We start from the raw sequence: 19,332 nt of genomic DNA, 5'->3' as shown, positions 1-19,332 counted from the left end.
AAACTCCTTATTAAGAAGATTTTCTAACTCGAAGATACCATTCCGACAACAATCTTACTTGTTTTCGTGTATATCCCTTTTCCATCATTCTATCAACAAAATCATCATGTTTCTTTTGTTCATCTGTTGAAGTTTTAGCATTAAAAGATATTACTGGTAATAACTCCTCGGTATTAGAAAACATTTTTTTCTCAATTACAGTTCTTAATTTTTCATAGCTAGTCCAATTTGGATTTTTACCTGAATTACTTGCACGCGCACGTAATACAAAATTTACTATTTCATTTCTAAAGTCTTTAGGATTACTTATTCCTGCAGGCTTTTCTATTTTTTCTAATTCATTATTTAAAGCAGATCTATCGAACAATTGACCTGTTTCAGGATCTCTGTATTCCTGATCTTGTATCCAAAAATCAGCGTAAATCACATATCTATCAAAATATTTTGACCATATTCAGAATAAGACTCTAGATAAGCTGTTTGAATCTCTTTTCCAATGAACTCAACATATTTAGGTATTAAGTATCCCTTCAAAAACTCCAAATATTTTTCAGATTGCTCTTTAGGAAATTGTTCTCGCTCTATTTGTTGTTCTAAAACATAAAACAAATGAACAGGATTTGCAGCCACTTCTGAGTGATCAAAATTGAAAACTCTGGATAAAATTTTAAAAGCAAATCTAGTTGAAAGTCCACTCATACCTTCATCTACACCAGCATAATCTTTATATTCTTGGTAGGATTTAGCTTTAGGGTCGGTGTCTTTCAATGTCTCACCATCATATACTCTCATTTTAGAATATATGCTAGAGTTTTCAGGTTCTTTCAAGCGAGATAGAATACTAAATTGAGATAAAACATCTAATGTACTTGGGGAGCAGGGTGCATGTTCTAGTTTACTATTTTTTAATAGTTTTTCATAAATTTTAACTTCTTCTGAAACTCTCAAACAATAAGGAACTTTAACTATATAGACTCTATCTAAAAATGCCTCATTATTTTTATTATTTCTAAATGTTTTCCACTCTGATTCATTTGAGTGAGCTAAAATAATACCATCAAATGGAAGGGCTGATAAACCTTCTGTCCCATTATAATTACCTTCTTGCGTTGCAGTCAGTAATGGATGGAGAACTTTTATAGGAGCTTTGAACATTTCGACAAACTCCATTAATCCCTGGTTACCTTTACATAAAGCTCCTGAGTAACTATAGGCATCCGGATCATCTTGCGCATAATGTTCAAGTTGTCTGATATCAACTTTTCCCACTAGAGATGAAATATCTTGATTATTTTCATCTCCAGGTTCAGTTTTGGCTACCCCAACTTGATCCAGAATAGAAGGAGTTACTTTTATAACCTTAAATTTACTTATATCTCCACCAAATTCATGTAATCTTTTAGAGGCCCAAGGAGACATAATGTTATTAAGATACCTTTTAGGGATATTATATTCATCAGATAAAATTTTACTGTCTTCATCAGCATTGAATAGACAAAAAGGATGGTCATTAACAGGACTTCTTTTTCCATTTGCTGATAAAATATATATAGGTTTTTTTTCCATTAAAGATTTTAGCTTTTCTGCAAGTGATGACTTTCCTCCACCTACTGGGCCCAATAAATATAAGATTTGTTTTCTTTCCTCTAATCCCTGAGCAGCATGCTTCAGGTATGATACTATTTGCTCTATGGCTTCTTCCATCCCATAAAAATCTTTGAATGTATCATATTGCTGAATAATTCTATTCGAAAATAAACGACTTAGCCTAGGATCTTTGGCTGTATCTATTAATTCAGGCTCTCCTATTGCCATTAACAATCGCTCAGCAGCATTTACGTAGGCAGATTTGTCATTTTTACAAATTTCTAAAAATTCTTGTATAGATATTTCTTCCTGCTTAGAAAGTTCAAACCTTTTTTGGTAGTGCTCAAAAATACTCATACTAACTCCTGTAGATTATTTGCTCATGAATGACGAAAAATCCCTTTATAATATTAATTTTAGCAAATATATGAACAATTCGTTTCCAAAGCACATAAGTAAAATTATGTTAATAAGCCTTCATTGTTAATATACGTATACTATAAACTATAAGACAAGAGGGATAATTGTATATTTAAGACGTTAATCACATATGACTTGATTTGAGTGTAAATATTGAGAAGTGAAAAAAGCAAAAATCAATTTGATTTTTGCTTTTGTAATATTATAAGAATAAAGGGATGATTATTTAGAAATATAAGAAACTAAATCAAGAACTTTATTAGAATAGCCAATTTCGTTATCATACCATGATACAACTTTCACAAAATTATCAGTTAAAGCTATACCAGCTTTAGCATCAAAAACAGAAGTACAAGTTTCACCTATGAAATCATTAGATACGACATCATCTTCGGTATAACCTAAAATACCTTTAAGTTCATTTTCGGATGCTTGTTTCATTGCTTCACAAATTTCACCATACGATGCTGGTTTTTCAAGATTTACAGTAAGATCAACAACAGAAACATCAGGAGTTGGTACTCTAAATGACATTCCAGTTAATTTACCATTTAATTCAGGAATAACTTTACCTACAGCTTTAGCGGCACCAGTTGATGATGGAATAATGTTTTGAGAAGCACCACGTCCACCTCTCCAATCTTTAACTGAAGGACCATCAACAGTTTTTTGTGTTGCAGTTACGGCATGAACTGTTGTCATAAGACCATCTTTGATGCCCCAAGTGTCATTTAAAACTTTAGCTATAGGTGCAAGACAGTTCGTAGTGCATGATGCATTAGATACAATAGTCTCACCTTTGTATGATTCGTGATTAACTCCCATCACAAACATAGGAGTATGATCTTTGGAAGGTGCAGACATTACAACTTTTTTTGCACCAGCTAAAATGTGTTTATTTGCAGTTTCTTCTGTTAAAAATAGACCTGTAGATTCAACAACCACATCAGCGTTAACTGCATCCCATTTTAGATCAGCTGGATTTTTTTCAGCCGTCACACGAACAACCTTGCCATTTACAACTAAATTGCCATTTTCAACTTCAACTGTACCTTTAAATCTACCGTGAGTTGAATCATATTTTAGCATGTAAGCCATATACTCGACGTCGATGAGATCATTGATTCCAACAACTTCAATATCAGTTCTTTCTACTGATGCTCTAAAAACAAAACGGCCAATCCTACCAAAACCATTAATTCCAACTTTTACAGTCATTATAAAACTCCAATATAATTTAAAAATTTAATAATCAATCGTAAATTACCTTTTATTGGTAATAACTTCAAGTAAAAATTGAAAAATGTTATGATTATATATATATTCTATGTTTGTTCATTTAATCTAAGTTATAATTACAATTTTTTTACAACCGGGTATGTTTATGAACTTTTCAAAAATCAATACAGAATTAACAGCAGAGGTATATGAACTTCTTTTAGAAGCTGTCGAAACGGGCAAGTGGTCAAACGGAATAAAGCTAACGGAAGCGCAAGTTTCATCTTCGATGCAATTAATTATGCTTTACCAAGCAAAAAAGGGCAAACAAAATGAACATCTCTCCATTCAAGAAAATGGAGAAATAAAACACAAAAGTAGGGCAGAGTTCAAAGCTGAGTTCGAAGATATTATTCAAACAAAAAAAATTTAGTAAGTTATTTCACCTTTTAAGTTTTGAGCAAGTAGCATCTTTCGTTCATCAAAACTGATGGGGAGGCTTAATATTAAATGTAATTTTGTTAATGCAGCTTCTAGAGTTATATCATAACCACTAGTTACCCCAACATTTTGAAGCTCTTTTCCTGTAGCATACCCATCCATATTTACTTTCCCTGATAAGCATTGAGTAATATTTAAGATTAAAATTTTGTTTTCATTTGCTTCTTTAAGTAACTGAATAAAAGAAGGCTCCTGAGGTGCATTGCCTACACCAAATGTTTGAATGATTAGTGCTTTGACAGGTTGTAAAATTGTATTTTTGATCACTTGAGTAGAAATTCCTGGATAAAATGTTACTACTCCAATTGGTTGTGTATACAAGGTGTTTATTTTAACGGGAACATTTCTTTTCTTGGGTAAATCAATCAGGCTTTTATTTACTTTAATATTGATGCCAGCATGAATTAGGGGTGGTAAGTTTGGGGACTCGAAAGCATCAAAACCATCAGCATGTATTTTTTTGCTCGATTTCCCCTTAATAATTTATTATTAAAAAATAAACTTACTTCATTTACTGGATAATTTGCAGCTAAGAATAATGACGTCAAGAGGTTATTATGGGCATCAGATCTAATTTCACATAAAGGGATTTGAGAACCCGTAACGATAATTGGTTTGTTTAGATTTTCAAAAATAAATGATAATGCTGAAGATGTATATGCCATAGTATCCGTTCCGTGAAGTATCACAAAACCATCATACATTTCGTAGTTTTTATAGATATCATTGGCAATTCTAACCCAATCATTTGGGTTCATATTTGAAGAATCAATTAAAGGCTCATATTCATTTAAAGTAAAAGATGGCATTTCATCACGATGAAGTTCTGGTATTTTTAATAATTGTTCATGCATGTAGTTCTTCGCAGGGACGTAGCCATTGGGAGATCTTACCATCCCAATAGTTCCGCCTGTGTAACATATATATATTTTTTTCTTATTTTTTTTCATTACTGATATAACCCATCACATTGAATACACAGTGCATATTGTCCTTTGGGATCTTGGAGACTTAATAATGGTTGTAGTATTAGATTGGTATTCACTAAATTTTTAATTTTGGTAGAAACACCTATGCTATCCATTACAAACATACCCAAGGAGTTGGATATGTTTGTATTATCGCTTTTTTGCATCCAAAGTATTTTTGCTGTTTTTAATTTTGATAAAGCTTTAGCCTCCTGTATAGCTTCATCAAAATCACCTAATTGATCAACCAGTCCAACTTTAAGTGCATCCTCGCCAGTCCAGACTCTACCTTGAGCAATTTTCTGAACTTGGTTTAATGGAATTTTTCTAGATTTTGATACTAGTTGAATAAACTTTTTATAACCATGGTCAACGTTTATTTGTATAAATTCGCTCATTTTTGGACTTAGGTTTTGAGTTTGACTCATTTTAGAAATTGGTGTTGTGTAATATCCATCAGAATCAATTCCGATTTCTTTTAAAGAATTCTTAAAGGTTGGATATATTGCAAAAATGCCAATAGAACCTGTTAGTGTATTTGCATTTGCTATAATTTTATCTGCGCTCATTGAAATCCAATACCCTCCCGAAGCTGCATAAGATGACATTGAAATAATTACTTTTTTACCTGCTGCTTTAAGTTGAAGAATTTCATCTCTTATATTAGCTGATGCAAATGCGCTACCTCCAGGGCTATTGACTCTAATAACAACCGATTTTATTGAAGGTATAGTCTTTATTGTTTCTAACCTAGAAATGAGATCCTTAGCATTAATTGTATTTGGGATGTTATCATTATCAACAATTTCTCCCTCAGCCACGACGACTGCTATGTTGGGGTTACCATAGTTTGGATATAATTTTGATAAACTTCATTTCGGTAGTTTTCGTAAGTTACATGTTTATATTTATCATCGCTTTTACCAAATTTGTTTATTAAAATTGATTTTAACTCAGGAATAGTTACAAGTTGATCAACAAGTTTTTCTTTTAAAAACAATCTTGAGAGATCGCCATCATTATTTTTTAATTTCGATAAAAGGTTATCAATATCAAAATCTTTTGGCGATAAATTTATATTTCTGTTTTGAGATATAACTTTTAAATAACTTACCCATAATTGATCAACAATTTGTTTGTTTTCTATTTTTGCTTCATTGGACATACTTTCTCTGGTAAAGGGTTCAATAGCAGATTTATATTTGCCAACACGAAAAACATGAACGTCAATTTTTAATTTTTCAAGTAAATTTTTAAAGTAAAGATTATTAATAGAATAACCTTTTAATAAAATAGCACCATCTTCCGAAAGGAAAATTTTACTTGCATATGATGCAAGATAATATTGGCTTTGATTGTAATAATCTCCAATAGCGTAGATTGGTTTTCCAGATTTTTTGAAATCTTTAAGTGCCTCACCAATGTATGATAATTGAGTTATAGATGTTTCAGGAAGATTTTTAAGATTTAAGATTAAGCCATTAATATTTTTGTCCTTTGAAGCTACTTTGATAACTTTAGTTAAGGTAAATAAATTTACATTGGAATAATTATTACTGCTTATTCTTCTTAAGAAATGATTGAAAATAGATTGTTTTTCTTGCTGCTCTACGATTGGCCCATTTAGATTAAGTAACAAAGGGCGAGGTTCAATAATTTGTTGAGAGCTTTTACTATGTTTATTAACATATAAAAGGTATACAATGCTAAAAATAAATATTATAAATATTATATTTAAAACTATTTGCCTTGTAATATTTAATGTATTCCAGAATAATCTAAAAACATTATTGATAATTGTAAATATTTTCATGTAAATTTCATCTTATTTGTCATTTTGATTATTAATCTTTTTAAAAAAACTATTATATTTATCGAAAGAAACATCAAGAAGATCAAAGTCAGGATTTTCAGTTTCTTGAACGTTTAGATATGAGTTCTTATCAAATGCATAATAATTAGCCTTTTCATCCAACATAATAAATTTATCTTTAAAGATTAGATATATATTACTTGTACTAGCCGTGAAAATTGGATAATTATTTGTGCAACTATCGAATAAATCGCATCCAGATGAAAATGAACTTAGTGGATTTGTTATCTCGAATAATTTTGAGAGAATAGTAGGCGTAATACTATATAAATTTGAATCTCTGAAAGTAAACTTTGTATCATGAATACCTGGCCAATGAATTGTCAATGGTGTTTTTAAATTATCAATATTGGTACTATCATTTACAAATGGCACATCAGAATTGGTAACTATTACAATTGTTTTTTGTAAATCTAGTCTATTAAGTATTTGTTGAAATTTTGAATCAATATCACTTTTAAATTCAAATGAAATGTAAGTAAACCATGGTGAAGATGAACTATCGTTACTGTCTAACCACTTAATAACATCAGTATATGTAGATGGATTTTCTGAGTCTGTTTTTACATGAAATGACTTTATATTTTTATTATTTAAAATAATTCTATAATAATCATCTGCTTTACTAGGGCTTGAAAGAAAGAAGTTTATTTTGTAATTAAATTTTTTTAATGTATCAAATAACACAGACTGTATTTTTGAGTTATCAATTTCACTATAGTAATTTGGTGTTAAACCATAAAATAAACTAAAGATTGATTTTTGTAAATTGTTTGAAGCAACATAAGTGTTTTTGAAAAACATGTTTTCTTTAGAAAATAGGCTTAGGTAAGGGTATTGATGTATATCAGCTAAATCTTTATTGTTAAGGCCTCTTATATCTAATAAAAGAATATTTAAATTGTTACCCTTCGGTGAATAAGTTATGTTGTTTTTTGGGTATTTGAAATTTGATATTTTGGATACTTTCTCAACGTGTTTTTCATATAGTTTGGAAAGTTTATATTGATTTTCTTTTAAAAAACCTGATTTAATTAATAGATCTTTTGCTGTAAGAGGTGCTGCTAATGGAAAACTATTTCTTTGCATTGTTACTGATTTTTCTAACGTTGCATCAGCCCAGGCAAAAATAATATTACTTATTAAAAAGCAAGATAATAAAAACATGAAAATAGAAAAGGTTAGTTTTCTATTTTTTTTGTTTTTATTTTAGTTTTATTCCATAACCATTGAGATGTTAACGTATTGATAATTATTAGAATTGGAAAGATAAGAAGATAATGAATACTTATAGTATTATTGGGTTCCTGAAACATTGTAAATAAAGAGAAGTGTTCTTTGTAAAGGTTAAAGTAATTAACGTCTACAAATTGAAAGGTAAGAGCTAAAGATGAAATAAAAATAGTATAAATTCTGAAAACTCTCGAATACTTTATTACGAATGTAAATGGGAAAACAAAAATTATGTAAAATAAAAAACAAAAAAAACTAAAATATCCCAGCCAAGAAACAAAGAAATAAATTATTCCAATACTAGTGTTAGGTAATGGATTGGCATAAAAATAAAGTAATGCAATTAAAAGGGAATATATTATATTAAAAGCTGTATATCTGTGACCCCAATTAATTAGGAAAGAAATTTGATTTGAATGTGATATGTTTTTATTCATTATTCTTTTCTTGTATGGATTGATAAAGTGCCTTGGAAAATGATTTGGTTAATGCTTCTTTTTGTGCATAAGGGTATTCATCAAGTAATGAGGTAATAATGTTACCTAGAACCATTAATGAAAGATCCGTTGGTGAATTATGTTTTTCTAAAACAGATAAAATATCATCCATAATTTTTTCTACCGTATTAGTTTGATATTTTGACTTTTGCGGCATCTTAATCTCCAATAACTATTTATTTAATTTTATAATATTTTATTTTACATACAATTTTATTTTTAAATATATCAATTAAAACATCAATTTTTTTTATCTTATCTAAAGCTAAGTATGTTGTTGGAACTATAAAGAGAGAAAAAAAAGTTCCAATAAACAATCCAAATACTAAAACAACACCTATATTTATTTGACCTAATGAACCTGGTCCTGATGATAACGAAAGTGGAATAGCTCCGAGAATCATTGTTATAGATGTCATTATAATTGGTCTTAATCTTTGTGTACCGCTATTTATTGCAGCTTCTTTTGCTGTTTTTCCTTTTTTTTGTTCTGAATTAGCAAATTGAACTAACAAAATACCATGTTTTGTAATCAAACCAACTAAAGTTAAAAGCCCTATATTAGAATATACATTTAATGTAAAACCACCTATCCATAGAGCTATGATGCCGCTTACAAGTGTTAATGGTACCGTGAATAGTATAATTAAAGGGTCAATAAAATTTTCAAATTGTGCTGATAGAATTAGATAAATTAAAATGATTGCTAGAACAAAAACAATAACTGTAGATTGCTGAGATTCATCAAGTTGTTTAATTGCACCGTTAAATTCAAATGTCTCATCTTTATTCAAATATCTTGGAATATTTTCTTCGATATATCTTTTGATTTGAGATGGACTGTAGTTAGCATCAATATCCGCGGTTATTTGAGTAGCATCCAATCCATTAAAGTTAAATTGATGTTTACTTTCGGTATTTTGTGTTAAACTGACAAACTGAGATACAGGAATTGGATTTCCATAAGCGTTAACATAAATCTTATTAAGCACATCTATATTATCGAGATTATTTTTATCAATTTGCACTTTGATGTTATATTGGTTATTGTTTTTATCTTTCATAAACCCGGCCTTGGTGGAACCTAAAAAAGTATTAATAGCTGATGAAAACTCATCATAAGTAACGCCAGATAATGAAAGTTTGTCATGGTTAATTGCAAGCTTATATTCTAGTTGATCTGCTGTTGATGAACTTTTAACATTAGTTAAGCCAGGAAATTTTTTTAACTCATCAACTATTTTTTCTGAAGCATCTCTCAAATGTTCTAGGTTCCTAGATATCGTAGTTATTTCAAGCTTAAGTCCTGTTTCATAAGATAAACCAGACATGTTTTGTACTTTAAAGCTCGCATCATACGCTGCTAGATTATTTGCAGAATTATTAAGCTCACTTACAATTTTATCTGCATTAGTTTTGCGTGTACCCCATGGTTTTAGAAATGTTTGCGTAATTGGATCATTTCCATCTTTTAAAAAAAGCATGTTAGTTTCAATGTTTTTATTTTTTTGATTAAATTTTCTAATTGAGGGCTGTATTTTAAATTATAGTTTCGACCAGCTCCTGATGGAGGTGTGATTGCACTTGAATAAATTACGCCAAGATCCTCAGTAGGAAGAAGTTGTTTTGGCATATAATGATAAACAATTACTCCTAATATGAATATTACAATCATTCCGGTGAATGATATTTTGAACTTATCAATACATTTTTTTAATAAAGCAACATATTGTTTGGTTAAATTTTCAAACTGAACATTAAACTTTTTGTACCAATTAGATTGGCTGTTAACTGTAAGAAGTTTTGAACACATCATTGGCGACAAAGTGAGTGCAATAAAGCCAGATATAATTACAGAAAATGCCAGAGTAAAAGCGAATTGTTTAAATAAAGCGGCACTAATACCTTCTGTAATTGCAATTGGAATGAAAACTATAGCTAGAGTTAGTGTCATTGAAACAATTGGTAAAATTATTTCGTTTGAACCTTTTATTGCTGATTCATAAGCACTTAGTCCTCTTTCTTTATATCTAAAACAGTTCTCAACTACTACAATTGCATCATCAACTACAAGTCCAATAGCTAATATAATCGCTAGCAAGGATAGAATATTTATGGAGAACCCCATTAGTTCCATAAATGCAAAAGTTCCAATGATACAAACGGGTATAGTTATTATTGGTATAATAGAAATTCGCAATGAGCCCATAAATATATATATAATTGCGGCAACTAAAATAATGGCAACAATTAAAGTTTCATAGGACTTATTTATAATTTTATTTATATATGTTCCTTGATTATATATTAACTGAGCACTTATACCGTCAGGAAGTTGTTTTTTTAATGTGACATTTACAAATTTGTCAATATCATGTCCTACTTTGATTGGGTTAGCTGAATCTCTATGAAGAATTTGCATTAACAGAGTTCTTTTCCCGTTGGTTCTCATTATTTGTGGGATATTTGAAGAAGGGGCTAAGGCTACATCAGCAACATCGTTAATTCTAATAGGATTTTTATTATCATCAATTTTTATAGTTAAGTTTTTTATGGCATTAATGTTATCGACTGTATTTTCTGGGACAATAGCATAAGATCTATCTTTACCATATATTTTTCCTGCATTGACATCCGTAGTAGCAGTTTGCAATGCTAAAGTGACATCTCCGGGGGTAACATTTAAATCAGACATTTTATTGGGGTTAAGCCAAACTCTAGCATTGTTATCGTCTGCTCCTTGAATCCATAGGGCCCCAACACCATCTATTCTTAAAAGCTCATTTCTTATATTATTATTAAGATAGTCTTTAACTTGAGATGGTTTATATTTTTGTGGATCATAATTAATTTGAATGTAATAATCTGGCTGACTACCTGAACTTCCCGTATCATCTGATACAGTAGGCTTGTCAATCAACGTTGAAGGCATGTTATCCATTTGAGCATCAATGTTGGATCTAAGCTTATTTATGACGCTAACATAATCAACAGAATCTTTAAAATTAATTGTTAGTTTACAAGAACCTTGTTGGCAATCAGATACTAAATTCTTTATATCTGGTAGAGATTTGGCTGCATTAATAAGAGGCACCGCTACATTGTCAGATAAGTATTTTGCACTTGCTCCAGAAATACTAGCTGAAACAGTTGCTGATTTAGTATTGTATGATGGATAGAGATTTGTTTCTAGCTTGTTATATGAAAACACACCAACTAGTAGTATTAATAAACTTAGTACTGTTGCAAATACAGGGTGTTTTATACAAATTTCAGGTAACTTCATACAGCTCTCTAATTTCTAATTAATATTAATTTCTCAGGAAACATACTTTAGGCATAGGTTACAAATAAACTAGATTATATTATATAAGTAAATATTTTATTCGCCTAAATTGTTATTATTTTGTTTACTCTGAGTATTCTCGTTATTCTGAGTATTCTCGTTATTCTCGTTATTCTCGTTATTCTGAGTATTCTGAGTATTCTGAGTATTCTGAGTATTCTGAGTATTCTGAGTATTCTGAGTATTCTGAGTATTCTGAGTATTCTGAGTATTCTGAGTATTCTGAGTATTCTGAGTATTCTGAGTATTCTGAGTATTCTGAGTATTCTGAGTATTCTGAGTATTCTGAGTATTCTCGTTATTCTGAGTATTCTGAGTATTCTGAGTATTCTGAGTATTCTGAGTATTCTGAGTATTCTCGTTATTCTGAGTATTCTCGTTATTCTGAGTATTCTGAGTACTCTGGGTATTCTGGGTATTCTGGGTATTCTGGGTATTCTGGGTATTCTGGGTATTCTGGGTATTCTGGGTATTCTGGGTATTCTGGGTATTCTGGGTATTCTGGGTATTCTGGGTATTCTGGATATTCTGGGTATTCTGGGTATTCTGGGTATTCTGGGTATTTTGTTTTGTTGCAACAAAATTGTCTACATTAAATTTTTTAAGTATTTTAACTTTAGCCTTTTCATTTAGGCGTTGCATTCCTGTATTAACAATAATTTCATTTTTTTTAAGTCCTTTAGTTATAACAACTAAACCACTATCTAAATTTTCACCTAAAGTAACATCACGTTTTTGGACAGTTTGGTTGTTGTTGACTATCCACACATAAGTTTCTTGGTTCTCAGCAACGACAGATAGTTGAGGTATTACTATTTGAGGAGAGTTTTCACCGAGTGTTTGTGTTATTTGAGCAAACATACCCGGTGCTAATTTTTTATCAGGGTTATTTATGATGGCTAGTTCTTTAACTCTACCTGACTCATCAACTTGTGGAGATACATATGATACTTGACCAATGAATGTATCATTAGGAAAAGCGGTTACTTTTACTTCAACTTTTTGATTTTTACTTGCTTTACCCACTAAATCTTGTGAAATATGATATCTGACTCTTATCGGGTCAAGTTGAACGATGTTAACAAGAGTTATATTAGCTGAAATATGACTTCCGACTGATTGAGTGAAATTAGTCAAAACACCATCAAATGGTGCGATTATATAATAATTACTTAGTTCTGCTTTAGCAGACTCTAAGTTTGCTTTAGCTAACTCTAAATCATTTTTTTGAGTTTGTAATTCTGTTTGAGAAATTGATCCGGGTACTGCTTTATTGGTTTTAACTTTTTTTATATATAAACTTTTTTGTGTATCGTAAGCACTTTGAGAACTATTTAAATTTGCTAAAGCTTTTTGATCATTTAATTTAGCTAATAGATCACCTTTTTTAACTTCATCTCCATCTTTAAAGTAAATTTCCTTAATTTTCTCATCTACACCGAAGGATAAGTCTGCTGTTTTTACAGCTTCAAGCTTTCCAGAGTCACTAGTAATATCTGGTACATTAACAGTATTAACATCATATGTTGTTATTGGGTATACTTTTATGTCATTAGAAAAAGCTAAAAAAGGAAAAAGCGTGAATATAATTAAAGTTAGATTAAAAGCTCTAAAGATCATATAGGTATTATCCAAATAAATTGTTCGTTCAAAGTAGAATAAATGAGTCAATCCGTTACTCAAGATATGATTATATTATATGTAACTTACTAATTATTGTCATATTTAGTTCAATTTTAAGTTAAAATTGAACTAAATGAATATAATTTATTTAAGGTTTTGGTTTACGAAATCCCAATTTATAAGATTCCAAAAAGCACTTAAATAATTCGGTCGAGCATTTCTGTAATCAACATAATAAGCATGTTCCCAAACATCAACAGTCAATAAAACATTTACATCTTCATTAGTTAAAGGAGTTTCTGCATTTGAAGTATTAATAATTTCTAGTTCATCTTCTCCTTTCTGAACAAGCCATGTCCATCCAGAACCAAAATTATTGATGGCATTATTTGTAAATTTCTCAGAAAACGCTTCAAAGGATCCAAAGTTTTTTTCGATAAGTTCTTGAATTTTTCCTGTTGGTTTACCGCCTCCATTTGGGCTCAAACAATGCCAGTAAAAAGTATGGTTCCAAACTTGGGCTGCATTATTGAAAATTGGGCCTGAAGAATTTTTAACGATTTCTTCTAGGGACTTTCCAGAAAATTCCGCATTTTGCTCCAGTGCAGCATTCAACTTATCAACGTAAGTCTTGTGATGCTTCCCATAATGATAATTAATTGTTTCTTCAGAGATGTGAGGCGCTAGCGCATTTTTTTGATAAGGTAGATCTGGTAAACTAAAAGACATTAGTATTCTCCGTAATATTTATTATTCTTAAGGTCTAATATTATCATTATTTTTTATAAATAAAACTTATAATTTGATAAAATTGCTTAATTTTTTTTTCGTAGTATCATATAAAGCATACTCATGGTTAAAAATAATTATTTTAGGAAATACAATGGAAACTTTAGATAAGATTAAAGAACAAATAGCTGAAAACCCAATACTTTTATATATGAAGGGTTCCCCAAAACTACCAAGTTGTGGTTTCTCTTCTCAAGTAGCTCAAGTTATGATGGCTTGTGGACATAAGTTTGCATATGTAGATATACTTCAAAATCCTGATATTAGACAAGAGTTACCTAAATATGCACAATGGCCGACATTTCCTCAGTTATGGGTTAATGGTGAGTTAATTGGTGGATGTGACATCATTTTAGCAATGTATCAAAAAGGAGAGCTTCAACCAATTTTAAAAGAAGCGGCTCTGCAAGAGTAGTTCAAATAATTTCATATATTAAATTTATTTACAATATTACAAAATAATTGGCTTGTAACTTCAGCATCATAAAGTGCATTATGAGCCTTTTCTTTATTGTAATCAATTCCGGAGGCTTCACAAGCTTTCGATAAAACTGTCTCGCCATAAACTAAACCGGCTAATGATACTGTATCAAAAGTTGAGAAGGGGTGTAATGGTATTCTTTTCAGATTATGCCTGATGTTAATAGCATTTATAAACGATTGATCGAAAGCTGCATTGTGTGCGACGAGGATGGATCTTTGACATTCGTTTGCTTTTTGTTCGCTTCTGATTAATGAATAGATTTCTTTAATGGCATCAACTTCATATAAAGCTTCTCTTTTTTCTGAAAAAGGATTATCTAATTTTAAAAATTTAAGAGCACTTTCTTCGATATTTGAACCTTCAAAAGGTAAGATATTTCTTGCAATTTTTTTGTTTGGGAATAATGTACCATCTGTATTCATTTTGAAGGTAATGGCTGCAATTTCTAAAACGGCATCAGTTTGCGGATTAAATCCAGCTGTTTCAATGTCAAAAACAACTGGAAAAAAACCTCGAAATCTATCTTTTAATTTTTTTATCATAAAATTAAAGTTCTTCTTTTAATGATTTACTTTCAATCAATTCAATTTTATAACCATTGGGATCTTCAATAAATGCAATAATTGTACTTCCTCCTAAAACAGGACCAGGCTCACGCGTGACTTTCACACCATACTCCCTAGCTTTATCTACTGCATCTTTAATATTTTCAACTCCAAATGCCAAGTGTCCAAATGCTGTACCAAGTTTATAATTAGACTCGCCCCAATTGTACGTTAACTCAATTACAGTATGAGAGTCTTCGTTACCATATCCTAGAAAAGCAAGCGTATACTTATATTCCTGATTATCATTCTTTCTGAGTAACTTTAAATCAAAGATATTTTGATAAAAATTTATTGATTCGTCTAAATCATTAACTCTTAACATTACGTGTAGAAATTTGTTTTTTTCTTTCATTGATTTCTCCTAATATACTTTTTCATTAAATTCACACAAATCATGTATTAAACAATTTTCACAATTCGGTTTTCTTGCGGTACAAACGTAGCGTCCATGAAGAATAAGCCAATGATGAATATCATATTTAAATTTCGTAGGAACAACTTTCAATAGTTTTTCTTCTACCTTAATGACCGTATCGCCCGATGCTAACTTTGTTCTATTACTTACTCTAAAGATGTGCGTATCAACTGCAATGGTCGGTTGATTAAAGGCTGTATTTAAAACCACATTTGCTGTTTTTCTTCCCACGCCAGGAAGCTTTTCAAGATCGTCACGATTATCAGGCACTTTGCCATCATGCTTTATTAGTAATATTTTGCAAGTTTTAATTATATTTTCAGCTTTAGAATTAAATAAACCTATTGTTTTTATATAGGTTTTTAACGTGGCTAATCCCATATTTTTGATTGCATCAGGTGTGTTTGCAATTGGAAAAAGCTTATCGGTCGCTTTGTTTACAGAAACATCAGTAGCTTGAGCAGATAAAATTACAGCTATCAATAATTCGAAAGGGGATGTCCAGTTAAGCTCAGTTTCAGGTTTTGGGTTATTTTGCTTGAATCGCTCAAATATTTGAACTCTTTTATTGTTATTCAAAGTTTTTCCCTTTTACTTATTTAGTTGAGCTTTCCTAGCCTTTTCAATTGCTTTTTGTATGGCAATATTGTTACTAGAAAATGAGTTATTTTTCTTTTTTGCCCTTACTCTTTCAATAGCTGCTTTTATGTCACTTTCATTACTATTTGTTGTTATTTTTGAACTTCTTGATTTTGATATTGATTTAATATTTATTCTTTTATTCTTTTTTTCAAAAAAAATATGATTATTAAGTCGTTTAGTTTTGAAAATATCATAAGATATTTTCTCGTCACTTTTTACAATTGATATACAGTCAGTAGGGCAGGGTGAAACACAAAGTTCACATCCAGTGCATTGTTCAATGAAAACGGTATGAATTTGTTTTTTTGCACCAACGATTGCATCTACTGGGCATGCATCTAAACATTTCGTGCAACCTATACAAGCACTTTCATCAATTTTGGCAAATTTTTCATCCGATAGTGATTTATCATAATTAGGTTTTATAGCGGGTACATTCAGCAAATCAGATAACTCTTTTATAACAAAATCTTTCCCAGGTGGGCAAAGATTTATAGATTCACCTTCTGATATTGCTTCAGCATATGGCTTGCAACCATTATAACCACATTGGCCACATTGAGTCTGTGGTAAAATAGCATTAATCTTTTCTACAATTTTTTTATTAGATTGTGACAATTTTGAACCATTTAATTTATTAATATAGTATTATTTTAAGTGAAAAATGTATTTATTCATAGACTTTTTGAAAACTTTATTAGTAGTTGAACGATAGAAATTTTTGAAAATTGAAAAAGATTATTTTTATGTTTGAGTTGGCTCCCCCTGCTGGACTCGAACCAGCGACATACGGATTAACAGTCCGGCGTTCTACCAACTGAACTAAGGGGGAATATTTAAATTTGGCTCCCCCTGCTGGACTCGAACCAGCGACATACGGATTAACAGTCCGGCGTTCTACCAACTGAACTAAGGGGGAATATTTAAATTTGGCTCCCCCTGCTGGACTCGAACCAGCGACATACGGATTAACAGTCCGGCGTTCTACCAACTGAACTAAGGGGGAAAAACTGGGAAGAATAATATATTTAGTCTTTTAACTTGTCAATATTTTTTATTTGAAAAAGTATTGTTTGGTTTTTCTTTAATCAAGTTATGCTTTAATATGTTAGTATCATAATACTTTAGTAATTGAATAATGAATAATGAATTTAAATTAAGATCAAAATTACTCCCAAAAGGTGATCAACCACAAGCAATAAAAAAATTAGTTGAGGGTGTTGTAAATGGCGAACTATATCAAACTCTCGAAGGTGTTACAGGCAGTGGTAAAACATATACAATGGCAAATGTTATTAAGACACTTAATAAACCCACATTAATTATGGCTCCAAATAAAACACTAGCGGCCCAGTTATATGGTGAAATGAAAGATTTTTTTCCCAACAATGCAGTTGAATACTTTGTATCTTATTATGATTACTATCAACCAGAAGCATATGTAGCATCGACAGATACTTTTATTGAAAAAGATGCTTCAATCAATGAGCATATTGAACAAATGCGACTTTCAGCTACAAAATCATTATTAGAGAGGAGAGATGTGGTAATTGTAGCATCGGTTTCTGCAATATATGGCCTAGGAGATCCTGACTCCTATTTAAAAATGGTATTACATCTCAGAGTAGGTGATATTTTTTCTAAAAAAGATCTTACTCTCAAGCTCGCTGAGCTTCAACTTGAAAGAAACGATACTGAATTAAAAAGAGGCTGTTATCGTGTTAGAGGAGATGTTGTTGATATATTCCCAGCAGAATCTGAAAAATATTGTTTTAGGATTGAATCTTTTGATGATGAAATAGAAAATATTAGTAGTTTTGATCCATTGACAGGTGCTTTAAACAAAAAGAACATAAGTAGAGTGACAATTTACCCCAAAACTCATTATGTCACCCCACGCTCAACTATTTTAGAAGCAATAAGATCAATCAAGTCAGAATTACATACATCACTTCAAGAGTTTCACAGAAATGAAAAGTTTATTGAGGAACAAAGACTAAGAGAAAGAACTTTGTTTGATATTGAAATGATGAAAGAGCTTGGGTATTGTTCAGGAATTGAAAATTATTCTCGATATCTAAGTGGCAGAATTGATGGAAACCCACCACCTACATTAATTGATTATTTCCCTAGCGATGGCCTAATGTTTATCGATGAATCTCATGTAACTGTTCCGCAAATTGGAGCAATGTATAAAGGAGATCGTTCTAGAAAAGAAAATTTAGTTAAATATGGATTTAGGCTTCCATCAGCTTTAGATAATAGACCTTTAAAGTTCAAAGAATTTGAAGATTTATCTCCCCAAACTATTTTTGTATCTGCTACACCTAGTCATTACGAATTGGATAAAAGTGGTAAAAGTATAAGACAAATAATTAGACCTACTGGATTATTAGATCCAGTAATTCAAGTAAAGCCAGCATCTACTCAAGTTGATGATTTAGTTTCCGAAATTAAAAGATGTACAGACAAAAATGAAAGAGTTTTAATTACTACATTAACAAAAAAAATGGCGGAGGATCTTACAAATTATTATTCAGAACAGGGAATCAAAATAAAATATTTGCATTCTGATATTGATACAGTTGAGAGAGTGGAAATTATTCAAGATTTGAGGGCAGGTAATTTTGATGTATTAGTTGGTATAAATCTTTTAAGGGAAGGGTTGGATATGCCTGAAGTATCACTAGTTGCAATTTTAGATGCAGATAAAGAGGGTTTTTTAAGATCAGAGCGTTCTTTAATTCAAACTATTGGAAGGGCAGCGAGAAATATAAACGGACAAGCCATTTTGTATGCAGATAATATTACTAAATCAATGGATAGTGCAATCAAAATTACTCGCAAAAGAAGAGAGCTACAAAATGAATTTAATGTTAAACACAATATAAAACCTAAACAAGTTCAACGTAAAATTTCCGATATCATGGAAGTAGCAGATGATTGTGTTGACAAGATGAAAATTTCTGAAGATGAACATCAATATACTATTGAAGACATCCCAAATCTAGAGAAGAAAATGAAAGAATATGCTTTAAGTTTAGAGTTTGAACAAGCTGCAAAAATTAGAGATAAAATTAATATTTTGAAAAAAAAATAATTATAGAGATGTTAAAAATCAATTAGAA

15 protein-coding genes, 3 tRNA genes and 4 pseudogenes are annotated in these 19,332 nt (G+C 30.6%); 3 read left to right on the top strand and 19 right to left on the bottom strand.

The genetic code is table 11. The features are described 5' to 3' along the window. Positions 1-10 precede the first annotated feature (10 nt). Together CF386_RS00765 and gap are read right to left on the bottom strand one after the other, a co-directional pair. Positions 11-1,944: pseudogene (locus CF386_RS00765) on the bottom strand (PrkA family serine protein kinase). A gap of 285 nt (positions 1,945-2,229) precedes the next feature. Further along, positions 2,230-3,225 carry a type I glyceraldehyde-3-phosphate dehydrogenase gene (gene gap, locus CF386_RS00760; protein ID WP_089072629.1) on the bottom strand — a complete coding sequence of 332 codons (996 nt, stop codon included), beginning with the start codon at positions 3,223-3,225 and terminating at the stop codon, positions 2,230-2,232. A 166-nt stretch (positions 3,226-3,391) separates the two neighbouring features. Between gap and CF386_RS00755 the strand changes: the two genes are divergently transcribed. Continuing rightward, positions 3,392-3,658: a YeaC family protein gene (locus CF386_RS00755; RefSeq protein ID WP_089072628.1), complete on the top strand. Its 267-nt coding sequence runs from the start codon at positions 3,392-3,394 to the stop codon at positions 3,656-3,658. On the opposite strand, the pseudogene ansA reads toward CF386_RS00755, so the two are convergent. From ansA to CF386_RS00705, 10 genes and pseudogenes are all read right to left on the bottom strand, one after another. Further along, a pseudogene (gene ansA / locus CF386_RS00750) lies at positions 3,655-4,676 on the bottom strand (asparaginase). The gene CF386_RS00755 and the pseudogene ansA sit on opposite strands and share 4 nt — an antisense overlap. Continuing rightward, a complete protein-coding gene (gene sppA, locus CF386_RS00745) occupies positions 4,676-5,515 on the bottom strand; it encodes a signal peptide peptidase SppA (RefSeq protein ID WP_158522261.1) in 840 nt (279 codons plus the stop codon). The pseudogene ansA and the gene sppA overlap by 1 nt, the downstream one beginning before the upstream one ends. A gap of 8 nt (positions 5,516-5,523) precedes the next feature. Further along, positions 5,524-6,507 (bottom strand): S49 family peptidase, encoded by a 984-nt coding sequence (locus CF386_RS00740; RefSeq protein ID WP_089072626.1) that lies wholly within the window; start codon positions 6,505-6,507, stop codon positions 5,524-5,526. A gap of 12 nt (positions 6,508-6,519) precedes the next feature. Then, a pseudogene (locus tag CF386_RS00735) lies at positions 6,520-7,755 on the bottom strand (DUF3413 domain-containing protein); the annotation flags it as partial. Continuing rightward, entirely contained in the window at positions 7,749-8,237 is a 489-nt protein-coding gene (locus CF386_RS13560) for a DUF3413 domain-containing protein (protein WP_089072624.1), read from the bottom strand. The pseudogene CF386_RS00735 and the gene CF386_RS13560, both read right to left, overlap by 7 nt. Continuing rightward, positions 8,230-8,454, bottom strand: a complete 225-nt coding sequence (locus CF386_RS00725) for a YejL family protein (RefSeq protein WP_089072623.1) — start codon at positions 8,452-8,454, stop codon at positions 8,230-8,232. Before CF386_RS00725 ends, CF386_RS13560 begins: the two co-directional genes overlap by 8 nt. A gap of 19 nt (positions 8,455-8,473) precedes the next feature. Further along, complete coding sequence (locus tag CF386_RS13245; RefSeq protein ID WP_089072622.1) at positions 8,474-9,781, bottom strand: efflux RND transporter permease subunit; 1,308 nt, start codon at positions 9,779-9,781, stop codon at positions 8,474-8,476. Further along, positions 9,769-11,583: an efflux RND transporter permease subunit gene (locus CF386_RS13240; RefSeq protein WP_089072621.1), complete on the bottom strand. Its 1,815-nt coding sequence runs from the start codon at positions 11,581-11,583 to the stop codon at positions 9,769-9,771. The genes CF386_RS13245 and CF386_RS13240 overlap by 13 nt, the downstream gene beginning before the upstream one ends. A 96-nt stretch (positions 11,584-11,679) precedes the next feature. Continuing rightward, entirely contained in the window at positions 11,680-13,263 is a 1,584-nt protein-coding gene (locus CF386_RS12900; RefSeq protein WP_089072620.1) for an efflux RND transporter periplasmic adaptor subunit, read from the bottom strand. A gap of 147 nt (positions 13,264-13,410) precedes the next feature. Beyond that, positions 13,411-13,995 carry a superoxide dismutase gene (locus CF386_RS00705; protein ID WP_089072619.1) on the bottom strand — a complete coding sequence of 195 codons (585 nt, stop codon included), beginning with the start codon at positions 13,993-13,995 and terminating at the stop codon, positions 13,411-13,413. Positions 13,996-14,149: 154 nt separating this feature from the next. On the opposite strand from CF386_RS00705, the gene grxD reads away from it, so the two are divergent. Continuing rightward, positions 14,150-14,470 (top strand): Grx4 family monothiol glutaredoxin, encoded by a 321-nt coding sequence (gene grxD / locus CF386_RS00700; RefSeq protein ID WP_089072618.1) that lies wholly within the window; start codon positions 14,150-14,152, stop codon positions 14,468-14,470. 11 nt (positions 14,471-14,481) lie between these two features. Here the strand turns inward: grxD and rnt are convergent, their stop codons facing one another. The 7 genes and pseudogenes from rnt to CF386_RS00665 form a co-directional block, all read right to left on the bottom strand. Continuing rightward, positions 14,482-15,081, bottom strand: a complete 600-nt coding sequence (gene rnt / locus CF386_RS00695) for a ribonuclease T (protein ID WP_089072617.1) — start codon at positions 15,079-15,081, stop codon at positions 14,482-14,484. Between the two features lie 4 nt (positions 15,082-15,085). Then, a complete protein-coding gene (gloA, locus tag CF386_RS00690) occupies positions 15,086-15,499 on the bottom strand; it encodes a lactoylglutathione lyase (protein WP_089072616.1) in 414 nt (137 codons plus the stop codon). Between the two features lie 9 nt (positions 15,500-15,508). Then, complete coding sequence (gene nth / locus CF386_RS00685; RefSeq protein ID WP_089072615.1) at positions 15,509-16,141, bottom strand: endonuclease III; 633 nt, start codon at positions 16,139-16,141, stop codon at positions 15,509-15,511. 279 nt (positions 16,142-16,420) lie between these two features. Next, positions 16,421-16,801: pseudogene (locus tag CF386_RS00680) on the bottom strand (RnfABCDGE type electron transport complex subunit B); the annotation flags it as partial. 159 nt (positions 16,802-16,960) lie between these two features. Continuing rightward, a tRNA-Asn gene (locus tag CF386_RS00675) sits at positions 16,961-17,036 on the bottom strand. Positions 17,037-17,047: 11 nt separating this feature from the next. Next, positions 17,048-17,123, bottom strand: a tRNA-Asn gene (locus CF386_RS00670). A gap of 11 nt (positions 17,124-17,134) precedes the next feature. Continuing rightward, positions 17,135-17,210: transfer RNA gene (locus CF386_RS00665), tRNA-Asn, on the bottom strand. A gap of 132 nt (positions 17,211-17,342) precedes the next feature. Between CF386_RS00665 and uvrB the strand changes: the two genes are divergently transcribed. Next, positions 17,343-19,304 carry an excinuclease ABC subunit UvrB gene (uvrB, locus tag CF386_RS00660; protein WP_089072613.1) on the top strand — a complete coding sequence of 654 codons (1,962 nt, stop codon included), beginning with the start codon at positions 17,343-17,345 and terminating at the stop codon, positions 19,302-19,304. The last annotated feature ends 28 nt before the right edge of the window (positions 19,305-19,332 follow it).

Origin of the sequence: Paraphotobacterium marinum, assembly GCF_002216855.1 — a bacterium.
Classification (GTDB): domain Bacteria; phylum Pseudomonadota; class Gammaproteobacteria; order Enterobacterales; family Vibrionaceae; genus Paraphotobacterium; species Paraphotobacterium marinum.
Note: the sequence above shows the minus strand (reverse complement) of the source record. Positions and strands in the feature narration are given on the sequence as shown.

Excerpts from the sequence above, each read along its gene's own strand:
- CF386_RS00725 (WP_089072623.1), bottom strand. The coding sequence starts at position 8,454 with ATGCCGCAAAAGTCAAAATATCAAACTAATACGGTAGAAAAAATTATG.
- gloA (WP_089072616.1), bottom strand. The coding sequence starts at position 15,499 with ATGAAAGAAAAAAACAAATTTCTACACGTAATGTTAAGAGTTAATGAT.
- grxD (WP_089072618.1), top strand. The coding sequence starts at position 14,150 with ATGGAAACTTTAGATAAGATTAAAGAACAAATAGCTGAAAACCCAATA.
- CF386_RS00740 (WP_089072626.1), bottom strand. The coding sequence starts at position 6,507 with ATGAAAATATTTACAATTATCAATAATGTTTTTAGATTATTCTGGAAT.
- CF386_RS13560 (WP_089072624.1), bottom strand. The coding sequence starts at position 8,237 with ATGAATAAAAACATATCACATTCAAATCAAATTTCTTTCCTAATTAAT.
- CF386_RS00705 (WP_089072619.1), bottom strand. The coding sequence starts at position 13,995 with ATGTCTTTTAGTTTACCAGATCTACCTTATCAAAAAAATGCGCTAGCG.
- CF386_RS13240 (WP_089072621.1), bottom strand. The coding sequence starts at position 11,583 with ATGAAGTTACCTGAAATTTGTATAAAACACCCTGTATTTGCAACAGTA.
- gap (WP_089072629.1), bottom strand. The coding sequence starts at position 3,225 with ATGACTGTAAAAGTTGGAATTAATGGTTTTGGTAGGATTGGCCGTTTT.
- rnt (WP_089072617.1), bottom strand. The coding sequence starts at position 15,081 with ATGATAAAAAAATTAAAAGATAGATTTCGAGGTTTTTTTCCAGTTGTT.
- CF386_RS12900 (WP_089072620.1), bottom strand. The coding sequence starts at position 13,263 with ATGATCTTTAGAGCTTTTAATCTAACTTTAATTATATTCACGCTTTTT.
- CF386_RS00755 (WP_089072628.1), top strand. The coding sequence starts at position 3,392 with ATGAACTTTTCAAAAATCAATACAGAATTAACAGCAGAGGTATATGAA.
- uvrB (WP_089072613.1), top strand. The coding sequence starts at position 17,343 with ATGAATAATGAATTTAAATTAAGATCAAAATTACTCCCAAAAGGTGAT.
- CF386_RS13245 (WP_089072622.1), bottom strand. The coding sequence starts at position 9,781 with ATGCTTTTTTTAAAAGATGGAAATGATCCAATTACGCAAACATTTCTA.